The 15756-nt window shown below is 67.6% G+C and carries 16 protein-coding genes; 2 read left to right on the forward strand and 14 right to left on the reverse strand.

Features of this window, described 5'->3' with window-relative positions; genetic code table 11:
• Position 1 precedes the first annotated feature (1 nt).
• Genes ACIA49_RS05930 through ACIA49_RS05960 form a run of 7 tightly spaced genes read right to left on the reverse strand, consistent with a single transcriptional unit; the run spans position 2 to position 6212 of the window.
• On the reverse strand, positions 2-781 hold the full coding sequence (locus tag ACIA49_RS05930) for a 3-oxoacyl-ACP reductase (RefSeq protein WP_391543610.1): 780 nt from the start codon (positions 779-781) through the stop codon (positions 2-4).
• Positions 782-2116, reverse strand: coding sequence for an aldehyde dehydrogenase family protein (locus ACIA49_RS05935; RefSeq protein ID WP_396375977.1), 1335 nt, complete (start codon positions 2114-2116; stop codon positions 782-784).
• Positions 2113-2838, reverse strand: a complete 726-nt coding sequence (locus ACIA49_RS05940; RefSeq protein WP_396375978.1) for a gamma-glutamyl-gamma-aminobutyrate hydrolase family protein — start codon at positions 2836-2838, stop codon at positions 2113-2115. Before ACIA49_RS05940 ends, ACIA49_RS05935 begins: the two co-directional genes overlap by 4 nt.
• Positions 2819-4174, reverse strand: a complete 1356-nt coding sequence (locus ACIA49_RS05945; protein ID WP_396375979.1) for a glutamine synthetase family protein — start codon at positions 4172-4174, stop codon at positions 2819-2821. Before ACIA49_RS05945 ends, ACIA49_RS05940 begins: the two co-directional genes overlap by 20 nt.
• A gap of 60 nt (positions 4175-4234) precedes the next feature.
• Positions 4235-4960 (reverse strand): BPL-N domain-containing protein, encoded by a 726-nt coding sequence (locus ACIA49_RS05950; RefSeq protein WP_396376038.1) that lies wholly within the window; start codon positions 4958-4960, stop codon positions 4235-4237.
• Positions 4960-5445, reverse strand: coding sequence for a barstar family protein (locus tag ACIA49_RS05955; RefSeq protein WP_396375980.1), 486 nt, complete (start codon positions 5443-5445; stop codon positions 4960-4962). The genes ACIA49_RS05950 and ACIA49_RS05955 overlap by 1 nt, the downstream gene beginning before the upstream one ends.
• Positions 5442-6212, reverse strand: a complete 771-nt coding sequence (locus tag ACIA49_RS05960; protein ID WP_396375981.1) for a DUF6188 family protein — start codon at positions 6210-6212, stop codon at positions 5442-5444. Before ACIA49_RS05960 ends, ACIA49_RS05955 begins: the two co-directional genes overlap by 4 nt.
• Positions 6213-6531: 319 nt before the next feature.
• On the opposite strand from ACIA49_RS05960, the gene ACIA49_RS05965 reads away from it, so the two are divergent.
• Together ACIA49_RS05965 and ACIA49_RS05970 are read left to right on the forward strand one after the other, a co-directional pair.
• Entirely contained in the window at positions 6532-7473 is a 942-nt protein-coding gene (locus ACIA49_RS05965) for a zinc metalloprotease (RefSeq protein ID WP_396375982.1), read from the forward strand.
• Positions 7474-7528: 55 nt separating this feature from the next.
• Positions 7529-8632, forward strand: coding sequence for a D-alanyl-D-alanine carboxypeptidase family protein (locus ACIA49_RS05970; RefSeq protein ID WP_396375983.1), 1104 nt, complete (start codon positions 7529-7531; stop codon positions 8630-8632).
• A 48-nt stretch (positions 8633-8680) separates the two neighbouring features.
• On the opposite strand, the gene ACIA49_RS05975 is transcribed toward ACIA49_RS05970, so the two are convergent.
• The 7 genes from ACIA49_RS05975 to ACIA49_RS06005 form a co-directional block, all read right to left on the reverse strand.
• Positions 8681-9751: a YihY/virulence factor BrkB family protein gene (locus tag ACIA49_RS05975; RefSeq protein ID WP_396375984.1), complete on the reverse strand. Its 1071-nt coding sequence runs from the start codon at positions 9749-9751 to the stop codon at positions 8681-8683.
• Positions 9752-9795: 44 nt separating this feature from the next.
• Complete coding sequence (locus ACIA49_RS05980) at positions 9796-10308, reverse strand: 2'-5' RNA ligase family protein (RefSeq protein WP_391543602.1); 513 nt, start codon at positions 10306-10308, stop codon at positions 9796-9798.
• Entirely contained in the window at positions 10308-11357 is a 1050-nt protein-coding gene (trpS, locus tag ACIA49_RS05985) for a tryptophan--tRNA ligase (RefSeq protein ID WP_396375985.1), read from the reverse strand. The genes ACIA49_RS05980 and trpS overlap by 1 nt, the downstream gene beginning before the upstream one ends.
• A gap of 79 nt (positions 11358-11436) precedes the next feature.
• Positions 11437-12462 (reverse strand): iron-siderophore ABC transporter substrate-binding protein, encoded by a 1026-nt coding sequence (locus tag ACIA49_RS05990; RefSeq protein WP_396375986.1) that lies wholly within the window; start codon positions 12460-12462, stop codon positions 11437-11439.
• A gap of 49 nt (positions 12463-12511) precedes the next feature.
• A complete protein-coding gene (ngcE, locus tag ACIA49_RS05995; RefSeq protein ID WP_396375987.1) occupies positions 12512-13858 on the reverse strand; it encodes an N-acetylglucosamine/diacetylchitobiose ABC transporter substrate-binding protein in 1347 nt (448 codons plus the stop codon).
• 15 nt (positions 13859-13873) lie between these two features.
• Positions 13874-14761, reverse strand: a complete 888-nt coding sequence (locus ACIA49_RS06000; protein WP_396375988.1) for a carbohydrate ABC transporter permease — start codon at positions 14759-14761, stop codon at positions 13874-13876.
• Positions 14758-15756 carry a carbohydrate ABC transporter permease gene (locus tag ACIA49_RS06005; RefSeq protein ID WP_396375989.1) on the reverse strand — a complete coding sequence of 333 codons (999 nt, stop codon included), beginning with the start codon at positions 15754-15756 and terminating at the stop codon, positions 14758-14760. Before ACIA49_RS06005 ends, ACIA49_RS06000 begins: the two co-directional genes overlap by 4 nt.

Genomic DNA, 15756 nt, shown 5'->3' on the forward strand with positions numbered 1-15756 from the left:
CTTAGAGCGGGGTCACGTAGGCGCCGGAGATGCCGCCGTCGACGAGGAACGTGTTGGCGGTGATGAACGACGAATCGTCGCTGGCCAGGAACGCGACCGCGGCGGCGATCTCCTCCGGCTCACCGAAGCGGCCCATCGGTACGTGCACCAGCCGGCGCTCGGCCCGCTCCGGGTCCTTCGCGAACAGCTCGGTCAGCAACGGCGTGTTCACCGGCCCCGGGCAGAGCGCGTTGACCCGGATCCCCTGCCGGGCGAACTCGACACCCAGTTCGCGGCTCATCGCAAGCACGCCGCCCTTGGAGGCGGAGTACGAGATCTGCGAGGTGGCCGCGCCCATCACGGCGACGAAGGACGCGGTGTTGATGATGGAACCCTTGCCCTGGCGCTGCATGTACGGGATCGCCGCCTTGCAGCACAGGTACACCGAGGTCAGGTTGACCTCCTGGACCCGGCGCCAGGCCTCGAGTCCGGTGTCCAGGATCGAGTTGTCGTCCGGCGGCGAGATGCCCGCGTTGTTGAACGCGATGTCGACGCTGCCATAGGTGTCGAAGGCCTGCTGGAACAGGTTGTCGACCGCGGCCGCGTCGGTGACATCGGTGGCGACGAACAGCCCGCCGACCTCGTCCGCCGCGGCCTTCCCGGCGGCCGGGTCGACATCGCCGATCACGACCTTGGCGCCTTCCGCGGCGAACCGGCGTACCGTCGCCAGACCGATCCCGCTCGCACCGCCGGTCACCACCGCGACGCGCCCCTCGAGGCGGCTCGCCTTGACGTCAGTCATTCAGTCCTCCGTGCTGATGAAGATGTTCTTGGTTTCGGTGAACGCGGCCAGCGCGTCCGGACCGAGCTCGCGGCCGAGCCCGGACTGCTTGTAACCGCCGAACGGCGTCGAGTACCGCACGGACGAGTTCGAGTTGACCGAGAGGTTGCCGGCCTCGACACCGCGGCTGACCCTGATCGCGCGACCGATGTCGCGGGTCCAGATCGACCCGGACAGGCCGTACTCGGAGTCGTTGGCGAGCCGCAGCGCGTCGGTCTCGTCCTCGAACGGGATCACGCTGACGACCGGCCCGAAGATCTCGTCCGGTACGACGTAATCAAGCACCGTCGGCGGGAACCAGAACCCAGGGCCGCTCGGCGCAGCCCCTTGGAACAAGGGATTCTCGACGTACGACGTCACGCGGTCGCGCTGCTGCTGGGAGATGAGCGGGCCCATCTCGGTCGCGGGGTCCGTCGGATCGCCGACCTTGAAGTTCTTCACGGCCGGTTCGAGGAGTTCCAGGAAGCGGTCGTGAACGCTGCGCTCGACCAGGATCCGCGAGCGCGCACAGCAGTCCTGGCCGGCATTGTCGAAGACCCCGTACGGCGCCTGGGCCGCGGCCTTCTCGAGGTCCGCATCGGCGAAGACGACGTTGGCGGACTTGCCACCGAGCTCGAGCGTCACCCGCTTCACCTGGTCCGCGCAGCCGGCCATGATCTGCTTCCCGACGGTGGTGGAGCCGGTGAAGACGACCTTCCGTACGGCGGGGTTGGTGACGAACCGTTGGCCGACGACCTTGCCCTCACCCGGGATGACCTCGAGGACGCCGGGCGGTAGACCGGCTTCGAGGGCCAGCTCGCCGAGGCGGATCGCGGTCAGCGGGGTGAGCTCGGCCGGCTTGAGGACGACAGTGTTGCCGGCGGCAATCGCTGGGGCGAAACCCCAGCCTGCAATAGGCATCGGGAAGTTCCACGGGACGATGATGCCGACGACACCGAGCGGTTCCTGGAAGGTGATGTCGATGCCCCCGGCAACGGGAATCTGCTGGCCGAGCAGGCGTTCCGGAGCAGCCGAGTAGTAGGTGAGGACATCGCGGACGTTGCCGGCTTCCCAGCGAGCGTTGCCGATGGTGTGGCCGGCGTTCTCAACCTCCAACGCAGCAAGGTATTCCAGGTCGGCATCGACCGCGGCCGCGAAGTTGCGCAGCAACCGACCCCGGTCGGCCGGGGTGACGTTTCGCCAGGTCTCAAAGGCTTTGGCCGCTCTGGCGATCGCCGCATCGGCCTGCTCCTCGGTGGCGAGCTCGATCGGGCGGATGACCTTCTCGGTCGCCGGATTGATCACGTCGTACGTCATGACTGCTGTCTCCTGGATGCGTCGATCAGCGCGGTGAACAAGCGCAGATCCTCGGGGTTCTCCTCCGGGTGCCACTGCACGCCGAGCGCGAACGCATGCCCGTCGACCTCGGCCGCCTCGACGGTTCCGTCACCGGCGCGCGCGGTCACGGTCAGCGCGGGAGCGATGGCGTCGAGCGCCTGGTGGTGGTAGCAGTGCACGCTGCTGCGATCCCCCAGGAGCCGTTCCGTCAGGCTTCCTGGTTCGACCTTGACCTCGGTGCGGCCGAAGACCGCGGGTGACGGGCGGTGCTCGTCGCTCGTGATCAGGTCGGGGAGGTGCTGGTGGAGCGTGCCGCCGAGCGCGACGTTGAGCACCTGCAGACCACGGCAGATCGCGAGAAGCGGCAGGTCGGCCTCAAGCGCCGCCCGAATCAGCACCACCTCGTGTGCATCGCGGCCCGGCCGCGTGTCGACGGTCTCCGGATGCGGAGCCGCGTCGTACGTCGCGGGATCGACGTCGCAGCCGCCCGCGATCACCAGCCCGTCGAGAATGTCGAGCACCGACGGATCGGTGCCGACGGGTGGCAGCAGGATCGGTACGCCGCCGGCCTTGGCGACTGCGTCGAGGTAGACGCGCGGCAGGAGTGCAGCCTCGCGCTGCCACACACCCCACACGGTGGGTTCGAGATAGGTGGTGATCCCGATCCGCGGCCGTCGGTGGTCAGAGGCGTTCGAAACCACGGATCCGCTCCCAGTCGGTGACAGCAGCGTCGTACGCGTCGAGCTCTACGCGGGCCGCGTTTGTGTAGTGATCGACCATCTCGTCGCCGAACGCCTCGCGGGCGATGACCGAGCCGGTGAACAACGCGGCAGCCTCGCGCAGTGTCGTCGGGACGTGGTCCTTGTCCGACTCGTAGGCGTTGCCCTCCAGCAGGGGCTCGAGCTCCAACTCGTTCTCGATGCCGTGCAGGCCGGCGGCGATGATCGCGGCGACGGCGAGGTACGGGTTCACGTCACCGCCGGGGAGGCGGTTCTCGACCCGGAGCGATTCACCGTGGCCGACCACGCGCAGCGAGCAGGTGCGGTTGTCGAGACCCCACGCGACCGCGGTCGGCGCGAAGCTGCCGGCCACGAATCGCTTGTAGGAGTTGATGTTCGGCGCGAGCAGGTAGGTGAACTCCGACAGGCACGCGAGCTGGCCGGCGATGAACCGCTCCATCACCTCGGAGAATCCATACTGTTTGTCGCCCGCGAGCACGGCGGCTCCATCGGCGGAGCGGAAGCTCAGATGGATGTGACACGAGTTGCCCTCGCGCTCGTCGTACTTGGCCATGAACGTCAGGCTCTTGCCGTGCTGGGCGGCGATCTCCTTCGCCCCGGTCTTGTAGATCGAGTGGTTGTCGCACGTCTTGAGCGCCTCGTCGTACCGGAACGCGATCTCGTGCTGGCCGAGATTGCACTCGCCCTTGGCCGACTCGACGTACAGGCCGGCGCCGGTCATGCCGTTGCGGATCGCTCTGAGCAGCGGCTCGACCCGGGAGGTGCCGAGGAGGGAGTAGTCGACGTTGTACTGGTTGCCCGGGGTGAGATCCTGGTAGCGCTTGTCCCACGCGGTCTCGAAGGTGTCGTCGAAGACGATGAACTCCAGCTCGGTCCCGACGTACGCCTGCATCCCCCGCGCCGCCAGCCGCTCCAACTGCTTGCGGAGGACCTGCCGCGGTGAGGCGACGACCGGCGTACCGTCCAGCCACTCCACGTCGCACAGCACCATCGCGGTCCCCTCCAACCACGGGACCAGCCTGAGCGTGTCAAGATCCGGGGCCATCACCAGGTCGCCGTACCCGCGCTCCCAGGAGGACATCGCGTAGCCGTCGACTGTGTTCATGTCGACGTCGACCGCGAGCAGGTAGTTGCAACCCTCGGTCCCGTGCCGGAGGACCTCCTCCACGAAGTACCGGGCACCACACCGCTTCCCCTGCAGCCGGCCCTGCATGTCGGTGATCGCCACCAGCACGGTATCCACCTGGCCGCTCGCCACCAGATCCCGAAGCTCCTGCACACCCAGCTGACCGGTCACGGCGGCTCCTCAGTCCAATGGTCTACCGACGGTCCATTGACTCAAGTGCCGGAGCAGATGTCAATGCAGGGTGGCCGTGATCAGGTCGACGCCGAGATCAAACCTCACACCGTCCGGATTCGTCAGCCCGGCGTCGTCGTACCAGCTCTGGTCCGCCTCCGGGTGCGGGCCGACCACGCCCACCCGGCCCTCGCCGTACGGCGCCGTGAGCGCCGCGACCGTGCCGTTGTCGTACCGCGCGATGACGGTTGCCTCCGGTTTGAGGTCGGTGAAGGCGGTGCCGTCCTGGAAGAACACGTGGCGTGGCTTGTCGCGCCACGTCAGCGCGATCACCGTGTCCGCCTCACCCTTCACCGTCGCGCCGGGCGTGTCGATGTAGCCGTCAGTCGTCGCCGGTACCAGGTCGAACCCTTCGGATCCGGCCAGATAAGCACCCATACAAATCCCCAGGAACCGACCGCCACCCCGCACCCAGTCCCGTACGGCGTCCGCCGTGTCCCGGATGTCGTCCCACGCACCCGCGATGTCCTGCCCACCGCCCGGCTGCACGTAAAGCGCAGCCCCCGCCAAAACCTCCGGCGTGACCTTCACCTTCTCGCCAGGCCCGACGTACACGATCTTCACCGTCTGGTCCCACGTCCGCACCAGCGCAGCCGCCGCCTCCGACAACTCAGGCCCCGAAGCCACCCCGCGATAAACCAGCACCCGCCGCCGCGGCTCCCGCCACCCACACCCCGCCGCCACCGCCGCAACAGCAGCCGCCACCGAAAACCGCCGCCGAGTCATCACCCGTCCAACCTAGTAAACGGAACAAGGTCCGCCCCAGCTGCCGTCCACCGCTCCCGTACGACGGCCTCCGGGCGGCCGGCCTCCGCCTGCAACACGATGTGAAACGGCACGGCAGGGACAGCCCCTCGGCCCATTGCCACGGCGTAACCCTCGGCAGCACTACCGAACGACCGGAGCAGGATCTCAATCTGCTCGGCCGACTCATCGAGCAGGACCTCGGCCGCGTCGTACATCAGCAGCGCGATCCCTGATGTCTGCGTCAGCCAGGTATCCATGTCCCCCAGACACTCCCTGAAGGCATCCCAGTTCTTCCCGCAGTACCAAGGAAACTGACACGCCGCCGCGAACTCGTCCCACAACCTGTCCGCCGTGCGCATCTTCTTCCCGCGCATTCCCCGAGCAGCCCACCCAGCCGCTTCCCAATCCCACAGCAGGTCATTGGCCGTGTCTTTGTCCGCAACCAACAAGCTCAGGTCTTTCATGGCTTCCGCTGCCAGATTGCCAGGTCGCCGCCGGGGAGGGAGACGACGCGCATACCGTCGGGGCCGGCGTAGCTCCAGGCTTCGTAGTCGTCGGGCTCGACCTGGAGGCGGCTCTGGTCGTCGAACTCGATCTGCAGGCCGCCGGCCGCTTCCGCGCTGACGACCGTACGGCGCAGCAGCTGCAGCAGCACGCCCATTCCAACCGGCTCGCTGTCCGGGTCGACCTGGTGGGGCCAGCCGTTGGAGTCCCAGTAGGTCATGGGGCCCTCGATGCGGATCAGGTGCGCCTCGTCGCACCGCAGGCTGAACGCGTGGTCGACCAGGCACTGCTCGACCACTCGCCCGCCCATAGGCAACTCCCAGCGATCGCCTCGCTCGACCAGTCGCCCCTCGGTCATCTGGGCCACGGCAGACAGAAACTCGGTTGGCGGCCGGTATTCGTGGGCCTCGATGTAATGCAGGATCAGCGTCGGGGCCGCGTAGACCACCCCATCCGGGCCAGTGATGTGCACCTCCGCATGTCCGAGCAGGAGCGAGCCCTCGGGCCCCGGGAACTCGATCGGCGACTCCGCATCGCAGAACTCACACTCGTGCCAGCCGCGGTACACGTTCCGCTCGTCCACCGCCAGCCGCGCCAACCCCGCGACAACCGTAGGTGCCACCGGCCCGGTAGGAAACTCGCGCCCACGCCCCAACCACCCGACGTTCACCATCGGCCGGTCAGACTCGCCGTACTCGTAAGGCGACAGGTCGCGGTAGTAGGTCACCCGCCGATCGTAGATCCGCCGTACCAACGGACGGGTAGTCGTCGACCCAACCACGACCGCCACGGCGTCCGACCGTGCCCCAGATGCCACTCGGCAGGGACCACTACCCGTCCTTCGGCACATGTCGGAGGCCGTGGGTGGTGAGAAAGGTGAGGAGGTCGGGTGCCTGGGGTTCGAGGCGGCGGCGGTGCGGAGGATGGCGGCTCGGTGGTGCCGTGACACTGAGCGGTCAGGGAATCGCTTTGCGTGGGGCGGGGTGATGCGGAAAATCGGGGGATTCGGCCGCACCGCCCAGCGGCCCGCCTCTGGAGGACGCTTTATGCGATCTTTCGTCACTCGTCCCCGCGCTCTGGCCGTGTTGCTGGCCGGTGGGGCGCTTGCTTTCAGTCCGCTTGGTGGTACGGCGACGGCGCAGCTGCCGGTCGAGCACACCGCCGACCCGTGTTTGACGCCGGCCGAGGGGCCGGTTGCTCGTGGTGGGTTCGGGAAGGACCACCGGGATCTGTCGGCGCAGGAGCAGCAGTCGATCGAGGCCAAGACGGCGGCGATCCTGAAGGCCAAGGCGGCGCGCGGGTTGGCGCCGAAGGCCGGGAAGCTGGCGGCGGCGACGGTGCCCGTCTACTTCCACGTGATGCGGAGCAGCAGCGGTGCTGGTGATGTCACGGCGACGCAGATCAACCAGCAGATCGCCGAGCTGAACCAGAACTTCGCCGGTGGGGAGTCGAGCCAGGCGGCGAACACCGGATTCACGTTCACGCTGGCCGGAACTGACCGGTTCAACAACGACACGTGGCACACCGACGGCCAGAGCACGACGTACCGGGCGCAGACCCGCAAGGGTGGCAAGAACGCGCTGAACATCTGGCTGCTCGACTTCAGCTACCTGGGGATCGCGACGTTCCCGTGGGACTACGCGTCCAACCCGAGCATCGACGGGATCCGGGTGCAGTACTCCTCGCTGCCGGGTGGTTCGGCGACGAACTACAACCTCGGCAAGACCGCGACCCACGAGGCCGGGCACTGGTTCGGGCTCTACCACACGTTCCAGGGTGGCTGCACGAGCACGAACGACTCGGTCAGCGACACCCCCGCGCAGAGCAGCTCGTCGAGCGGCTGCCCGACCGGCCGGGACTCCTGCTCACTGCCGGGTGTGGACCCGATCCACAACTACATGGACTATTCCTACGACACCTGCTACAACCAGTTCACCCCGGGTCAGAGCACCCGGATCAGCAACATGTGGACGGCGTACCGGGCCTGACCGGAACAGGCAGCCGGATAGCGGTTTGCCCTTTCGGGCGTCTAGGCTGCCGCCGATGCGTTTGCTTCTGACGGCCTGCGCGACCACCGCACTGGTGGTCGCGCAGCCGCTGACGGCGACCGCCGCCGAGCAAGGACCGGTCGGGGGCGCGCTGATGACGGCAAAGCCGACGGTAGTCGCCACGGGGGCGACGCCGCCGGCGGTCCAGGCGTCCTCGTACGTCGTCGCCGACCTCGAGACCGGTGAGGTCCTGGCCGCGAAGGCGCCGCACGCGAAGCTGCGGCCGGCCAGCACGCTCAAGACGCTGACCGCGCTCGTGCTGCTCCCCCGGCTGAAGAAGTCCGACCAGGTGATCGGGACCGACGGCGACGCCCAGATCATCGGCAGCAAGGTCGGTGTGTCCCCCGGACTCAAATACACGGTCAACCTGCTGTTCGAAGGCATGTTCCTGGCCTCGGGGAACGACGCCGTGCACGCGCTCTGCATGCATGACGAGGGCGGCGTCGACGCGACCATCCAGCGGATGAACGCGAAGGCCAAGGAGATCGGTGCGCTCGACACGCACGTCACGGACCCGACCGGCCTCGACGCGGACGGGCAGTTCTCCAGCGCCTACGACCTGGCGTTGTTCGCCCAGTCCGGACTCGCGCGACCCGACTTCGCGAAGTACGCGTCGACGAAGTTCACGAACTTCCCGATGACCTCCAAGGGCACCTATCAGGTGGCGAACCAGAACAAACTGCTCTTCAAGTACGACGGAGCGCTGGGCGTGAAGACCGGCTACACCACGCTCGCCCGGAACACGTTCATCGGAGCGGCCAGGCGGAACGGCCACACCCTGGTCGTGACAATGATGAACGCCCCGCACGGCATCACCGAGGACGCCAGCAATCTGCTCACCTGGTCGTTCAAGAACTACGACAGGCTCAGCCCGGTCGGCACGCTGGTCAAGCCGGCCGAACCGCCGAAGGAAGCCAGCGGTCCGTCGGACGGTAAGCCGCAGGCCGCCGGTGCGCTCCCACCCGCCCGCCGTACGGCGGCACCGGAGCTCCACACGGTCAACTCGCTCTTCGTGAGCACCCCGGTCTGGTTCTGGGCCGCACCCCCGGTCCTCCTCCTCGGCCTGTTCCTCCGCCGCCCCCGCCGACGCCGCCACTAACGTCCGAAAAACCGGAGAGCCCGTCTCCGGTCCTTCGGACGTTGTGGGTTAGCGGCGGGTGGAGCGGACTGCCCTGGCCAGCTGTACGGCGATGGTGGTGGCGGCGACTCCCAGTACGGCGCCGGCGGTGACGGCTACTGTGTCGGCCTTCTTCTGCGGGATGGGGACGACCTTGTAACGCTTACCGGGCGGGCCGAGCAGGAGTGGTTCCTCAACGGACATACCGGCCGGGAGCGGTGCCTCTGCGATGCGGAGGCGGGCGGTGTCGTCAGCCTCGCGAGCCATCGCGTCCAGGGTGGCTTCCTTGGTCCAGGCGGCGATCAGCATGATGACCCGCGTCATCAGATAGATCCAGACCAGCAAGGCGAGCGGAAGGGCCAGAGCGCCGTACGCCGCGTTGGAGCCGAGCACGTGGGTCACGTACACGTTGCCGAGCTTCTGGGCCAGGTAGAACACGATGCCACCGGCAACGGCCGCGATCAGCATCACCTTGCGGGGCAGGATGATCCGGGGCAATGCGGTCTGCAGGTAGAGGAAGAGCAGCGCACCGGCCGCGATCCCGAGCACCAGGCTGATCAGGTCCAGACCCCAGTTCGCCAGCCAGGTGCCGTCCAGGTCGGCCGCGGCGACGATCCGCTTCGACATGCCGGTGAGGATCGAGGACGCACCGGTGCCGACGGCACCGATCACGCCGAGGCCGATCAGCGCGCCGAGGTCGGCGAGCTTGAGCTGGATCGCGTTCCCGGGCTGGTCGTCGAGCTCGTGCATGGACCGGATCGAGGCGCGCAGCGAGTCGATCCAGCCGAGCCCGGTGAACAGCAGCGAGATGCCGGAGATCAGCCCGATCGTGCCCGCGTTGGCGATCAGCGCGTCGATGTCGATCTTGTCGCCGACGCCCGGGAGGTTCTTCTTCAGGCCCTCCTTGAGCGCCTTCACCGCGGGATGACCGAGCAGCGGGCCGGTGACGGCGGCGGCCAGCACGATCAGCGGGAACAGCGACAGGAACCCGAAGAAACTCGTTGCCCCGGCCAACCGGTTGCCCCGGCGGTCGCCGTACCGTTTCCACGCCCGCCAGAGCTGGGTGCGTGCGAACCGCACCCAGACCGCCTTGATGTTCATGAAGCTCCCGTACCCAAAAGTATTCAGCCCCAGAGGAAGGAGTCTCAGCCTGCCAGGGGGAACGAGCGCTGCGGCCGCCACACGCCGTCCGCGCCGTGTTCGTAGCGGTCGAACGCCGTCACGTCGAAGGCGCAGTCGTACTCCGACAACGTGTCGTACGCGCGGTCGAGCGCGTCCTTGTCGAGGTCGTGGGCGACCGTGACGTGCGGGTGGTACGGGAAGCGCAGATCCACCGCCAGCGGTCCCGACCGGACCTGCGACTGCAGCACCTCGCACGACGAGATGCCCTCGGCCAGCGGCACGAACACCACCGGCGAGATCGGCCGGAAGGTCGCCGTACCGCGGAGCCGGATCCGGAAGCTCGGGAACCGCGCGGCCACCGCGAGCAGGTGCTCGTCGATCGCCGCCAGGGCGTCGTCGTCGATCTCGGTCGGCGGCAGCAGCGTCACGTGGGTCGGGATCGAGGCGGCCATCGGGTCGCCGAACTCGGCCCGGTGCTTCTGCAGCTCCGAGCCGAAGGGTTCCGCGATCGGGATCGCGACCCCGATGGTCGCCACTAGCGAACCGCCGCAGGAACGAAACCGAGCTTGTCGTAGACGCGGGTCAGCGTCCGCGAGGTGACCTCCCGGGCGCGCTCGGCGCCGGCGGCCAGGATCGCGTCCAGCTGGGCCTTGTCGTCGAGGTAGGCCAGCGTCTGCTCGCGGAACGGCGTGACGAACTCGACCACGACGTCGGCCAGGTCCTTCTTGAAGTCGCCGTACCCGCGACCGGCGTACTCGTCCTCGAGCTCGCTGATCTTCTTGCCGGTCAGCGCCGAGTAGATGGTCAGCAGGTTGGCGACGCCGGCCTTGTTCTCCGGGTCGAAGATCACGTCACGGCCGGAGTCGGTGACCGCGGAGCGGATCTTCTTCGCGCTCACCTTCGGGTCGTCGAGCAGGTCGATGATGCCGGCCGGCGAGGACGACGACTTGCTCATCTTCGCGGTCGGGTCCTGCAGGTCGGAGATCTTCGCGGTCTCCTTGACGATGTACGGCTCCGGCAGCCGGAAGGTCTTGCCGAACCGGTGGTTGAAGCGCCCGGCGAGGTCGCGGGTGAGCTCCAGGTGCTGGCGTTGGTCCTCGCCGACCGGGACGCGGTCGGCCTGGTAGATCAGGATGTCCGCGGCCTGCAGGATCGGGTAGGTGAACAGGCCGACCGTCGCGCGGTCGGCGCCGCCCTTGGCGGACTTGTCCTTGAACTGCGTCATCCGGCTCGCCTCACCGAACCCGGTGATGCACCCCAGCACCCAGCCCAGCTGCGCGTGCTCGGGCACGTGCGACTGGACGAACAGCGTCGACCGCTCCGGGTCGATGCCTGCCGCCAGCAACTGCGCGACCGAACGCCGGGTCCGCTCCCGCAGCGCCTTCGGCTCGTATTCCACCGTGATCGCGTGCAGATCGACCACGCAGTAGAACGCCTCGTGGTCGTCCTGCAGCGCCACCCACTGCCGCACCGCCCCGAGGTAGTTGCCGAAGTGGAAGGAGTCCGCCGTCGGCTGGATCCCGGACAGCACCCGGGGGCGCCGCTCGGTTCCGGCTGCGGAGGGGTCAGGCGCAGCGAGGGACATACCCCCGATTCTGCCAGCGTCCCGGTCCTCGTTCACACCGGGTCACCCTCGGGGGTCATAACTCCGACATGATGTTTGATCAGGCGTTCGTCGCCGGGTTGCCGTCGACGGCGGCGGCGAGCCTGGGGACGAGCTGCTCGAGGACGATCGGCAGGCTCAGCACCGAGACGAAGCTGGTCGCGCCGTACAGCTCGTCGTCGTAGTTCTCCTCGATGAAGATCTCGCGCGCCTCGGCGCGGGCCTTGAGGTTCTTCAGCAGCGGATCGGCCTTCAGCTTGGCGGTGCCGTCCTTGGGCGGGAACCAGACCACGACCTGCTGGTCCAGCAGCGAGATCTTCTCGGCGCTGATGTTGGCGCCGAACTTGTCACCGATCACCTTGCCCACCTCGGGCGGCATGACGAACCCGAGGTTCGTGAGCACCTTCTCGCGGGGGTCCTGCGGGCCGTAGACGAAGTAGCCCTCGTACGGCGACGCCATCAGCGCGGTCTTGTCCTTGAACTCGGGGTGTGCGGCGCGCGCCGCCTCGAACTGCTTCTCGACGCCGGCGACGAGCTCCTCGGCGGCCTTCGGCTTGCCGACCGCCTGCCCGACCGTCTTCGTGACGGTCTGCCAGGTGACGCTGTAGTCCGCGCTGCCGTCGGCCGGCTGCGCCACGGTCGGAGCGATCGCGGTGAGCTTCTTGTAGTCGTCGGCCGTGATCCCGGCGTACAGGCCGATGATCAGATCCGGCGCGAGCGCCGCGACCTTCTCGAACTGGATGCCGTCCTTGTCGCTCAGCACCGTCGGCAACGCGCCGCTGCCGAGCTTCGCCTTCGCCCACGGGAACAGCGCTCCCGGCTTGTCGCCGAACCACTCGGTGGTTCCGACCGGTACGACGCCCAACGCGAGCAGCGCGTCCTGCTCGACCAGGCCAACCGCGACGACGCGCTTCGGCGCCTCCTTGATGACCGCCTCGCCCCACTTGTTCTTGATGGTGACGGGGAACGCGCCGGACTCCGCCGAGCCCTGGGACTGCCCAGCAGCCGGGGCATCCTTGGTGTCGGCGCCACAGGCGGACAAGGCAAGCAGGGGGACGACGAGGAGCACGAGTGAACGCAGCAGCATCCGGGACCTCACAGGGGTGAAGAGTTTAGGTTGCCCTAACCTAACCTACTCACGCACGGTGATATTTGGTGACTGCCTTGTCCTTCTTCAGCTCATCGGCCGTCGCCTGGATCCGGCCGGTCCAGTCGCTCACCGGTACGCCGCCGGCCAGGAACTCGGCCGTCGCCTCCGCCGCGGTGGTCGCGAACGCGGGATACCAACTGTCGAAGTACCACGTGATCGCCTGATCGCCCGCTGCGCCGAGCAGATCACGAGCCGAGCGCAACGCCGTACCGACCTCGAGGCCGTCGGCCGCACCGCGCACGATCGTGAGTTGGTTGGCCTCCGTGGTGACCTGCGCGGCGACATCCGTCGACAACGCCGCCCGGAGGAACTCCAGCCCACCAGCCTTGTTCTTGCCCTTCTCCGCCACCAGGTACGGCGAGGTCGCCGCCACATGCAGTCCGCGCGGCAATGCGGCCGAACCGTCCAGCGCCGGTACGCCGAACATGGTCAGCGCGAAGGTCTTCGGGATGAAAGTCCCTCCTTGATATCCCAGCATCTCGTTCTCGAGCCAGTTGCCGCACGGCAGCATCCCGGCTTTGCTTGCCAGGAAGCGCTTCTGGGCAGCGATGTGGTCGTACTTCGCGCTGCCGGGCGCGATCAGCCCGCGCTTGACCAGCTCACCGATCGCCGAGATCGCCCGGACCAGACTACTGTCCCGCCAGGCATCGTCCTCGAGATTGTCGATCCGTTTCACCACGTCGTGCCCGCCGGTCTTCGCGGCCAGCGTGAGGATCAGTTCGAGCAGGTAGTACGGATGCGTGCCGGGGTGCACCAACGCGCCCAGCCCGGCCCCCTTCATTTCGGTGCCGAGGGCAACCAACTCCGGCCAGGTCCGCGGCACATCCCAACCATGCCGCTGGAACAGCGTCGCCGAATACCACAGCCCGTAAACGGTCGCGACGTAGTTGATCGTCCGCTGCGTTCCGTCGTACCGGCCGAAGTCCAGCATCCCGGGCAGGATCGCGTCGGCGACCTTCGCCTTCGGGTTGTCCCACGCCGGCCCGTCCAGCACCGCCCGCAGATCCGCGACCTGCCCCTGTGCCACCAGCCGCCCGACGTCCAGCGTCTTGTCGCCCACATTCAGTACGACGTCCGGCGGCCCACCGGCCTGGAACCGCGGCAGCACCTTGTCCCGCAACTGCGCCACCACCGCCGACGACACCGTCGCCCCCGGATACTTCTTCCGGTACGCCGCCGCCGCGAACCCGCCGTACTCGGCACCGGCCACCACCTCAAGCGGCAAAGCCCCCGGGCTGGCAGTAGTAGGAGCGCTCACCGGCGTACCCGTCGAGCATCCGCTCAGTACGGCGCCGGCGAGCGCTCCCTGAAGAACAGTCCGCCGTTTCAACACGTCGGTAGGTTAGTACTACTTCACGCCGCCCTGGGTGACGGAGACCTGTAGTTGGCGCTGGAAGATGATGTAGACGACCAGAACCGGCGCCACCGTGATGATCACGGCCGCGAACAGGGCACCGAAGTCGACCGCGTAGCCGGCCTGTGACGCGAACGAGGCCATGCCCTGGGAGAGCACGTAGTTGTTCGAGTCGGTGTTCAGGGCGACCGGGAGCAGGAACTGGTTCCACAGGCCCAGGAAGTTGAAGATGGCGACCGAGGCCATGCCCGGGCGCGCCATCGGCAGCATCACCGAGAAGAACGTGCGCCACTCGCCGGCGCCGTCGATCTGCGCCGCCTCGTAGATCTCACCCGGCAGCGCCTTGAAGAAGCTGTGCAGGAAGAACACGGTGAACGGCAGCGCGAACGCGACGTAGGTGATGATCAACCCGGGCAGGGTGTTGAGCAGCGACAGGTTCTTCAGGACGAAGAACAGCGGCACGATCGCCAGGAAGACCGGGAAGGTCAGACCGGCCAGCATGGAGTAGTAGATCAGCCGGTTGCCGGGGAACGTGAACCTGGCCAGCACGTAGGCGCACATGGCGCCCAGGACCATGACCAGCACCAGTGCGGTACCGACGACGATCACCGTGTTGAAGAAGTAGCGGCCGATCCCGGCCGTCGTCCAGGCGTTGGAGTAGTTCTCGAAGTGCAGCTTGGACGGCAGCGCCAGCGGGTTGCCCAGCACCTCCTGCGTCGACTTGAACGAGGACAGCAGCGTCCAGACCAGCGGCAGGATCACCAGCAGCGACCAGAGGATCAGCGCGACGTGGGCGGTCGTCGCCACCCCGCGGCCTTCCTTGGGCCGCCGGGAGGGGACCCGGGCCACGACGTCGGCCCGTTCGGCGGTGGTTGTCGTCATGGTCGTACCTTTACTTTCCGCTGGTCACGGCCGCCGGTCAGGGAGTTCACCGTGAAGACCACGAGCGCGAACAGCATCGTCACCGCGGCCAGGACCACGCCCATCGCCGTCGAGTAACCGAACTGTCCCTTGCTGAAGGCGGTGGTGAACAGCTGCTGGGGCATGACCAGGGTCGAGTTCTGCGGCCCACCGCCGGGGTTCAGCGCCTGCATGTAGACGAAGGCGTCGAGGGCGGCGATGCCGAGGTAGACGTACGCCGTCTGCACGTTGTCGCGGATCAGCGGCACGGTCAGCGAGATCGCGGTCCGGAACCGGCCGGCCCCGTCGATCCGGGCCGCCTCGAACACCTCGGGGTCGATGCCCCGGATGGCGGCGATGAACAGCACCATGTAGAAACCGACGGCACCCCAGATCATCACGAACATCGAGGCCGGCATCGCGGTCCGGGCGTCGCCGAGCCAGGCGTAGTTCTCGAACCCGTGCAGCCCGATCTTCGACAGTAGCGCGTCCAGGATGCCCGAGCTGGGCGTGAACACCTGGGCCCAGATCAGACCGATCACGATCGCCGGGATCACGTACGGGAAGAACGAGATGATCCGGTAGAAGCCCGCGTTCCGCAGCCCGCGGACGTTGCCGGTCCCCGAGCCGCCGATCGTGACCAGCGTCGCCAGGGTCAGCGACAGCACGATCGTCACGATCGGTACGACGATCGCCAGCAGCACGTTGTTGCGGACGGCCTTGAGGAAGATGTCGTCGTGGAACAGCTTCACGTAGTTGTCGAAGCCGACGAAGTTCATCCCCGAGGAGAAGCCGGACCAGTCGGTCAGCGAGTACCACAGGGCCTGCACGAACGGCGAGACCACGAAGATCACGAAGACCGCCAGCGGCAGGCCGAGGAACACGACCATGAAGCTGACGCGGTCGAAGGTCAACGGCCGGCGACGCCGGGGGACGGACCTGTTCGGTCCGCCTCCCGGCACGGCCTCTTGCGTCAT

Source organism: Kribbella sp. NPDC051587 (assembly GCF_044453945.1).
GTDB lineage: Bacteria > Actinomycetota > Actinomycetes > Propionibacteriales > Kribbellaceae > Kribbella.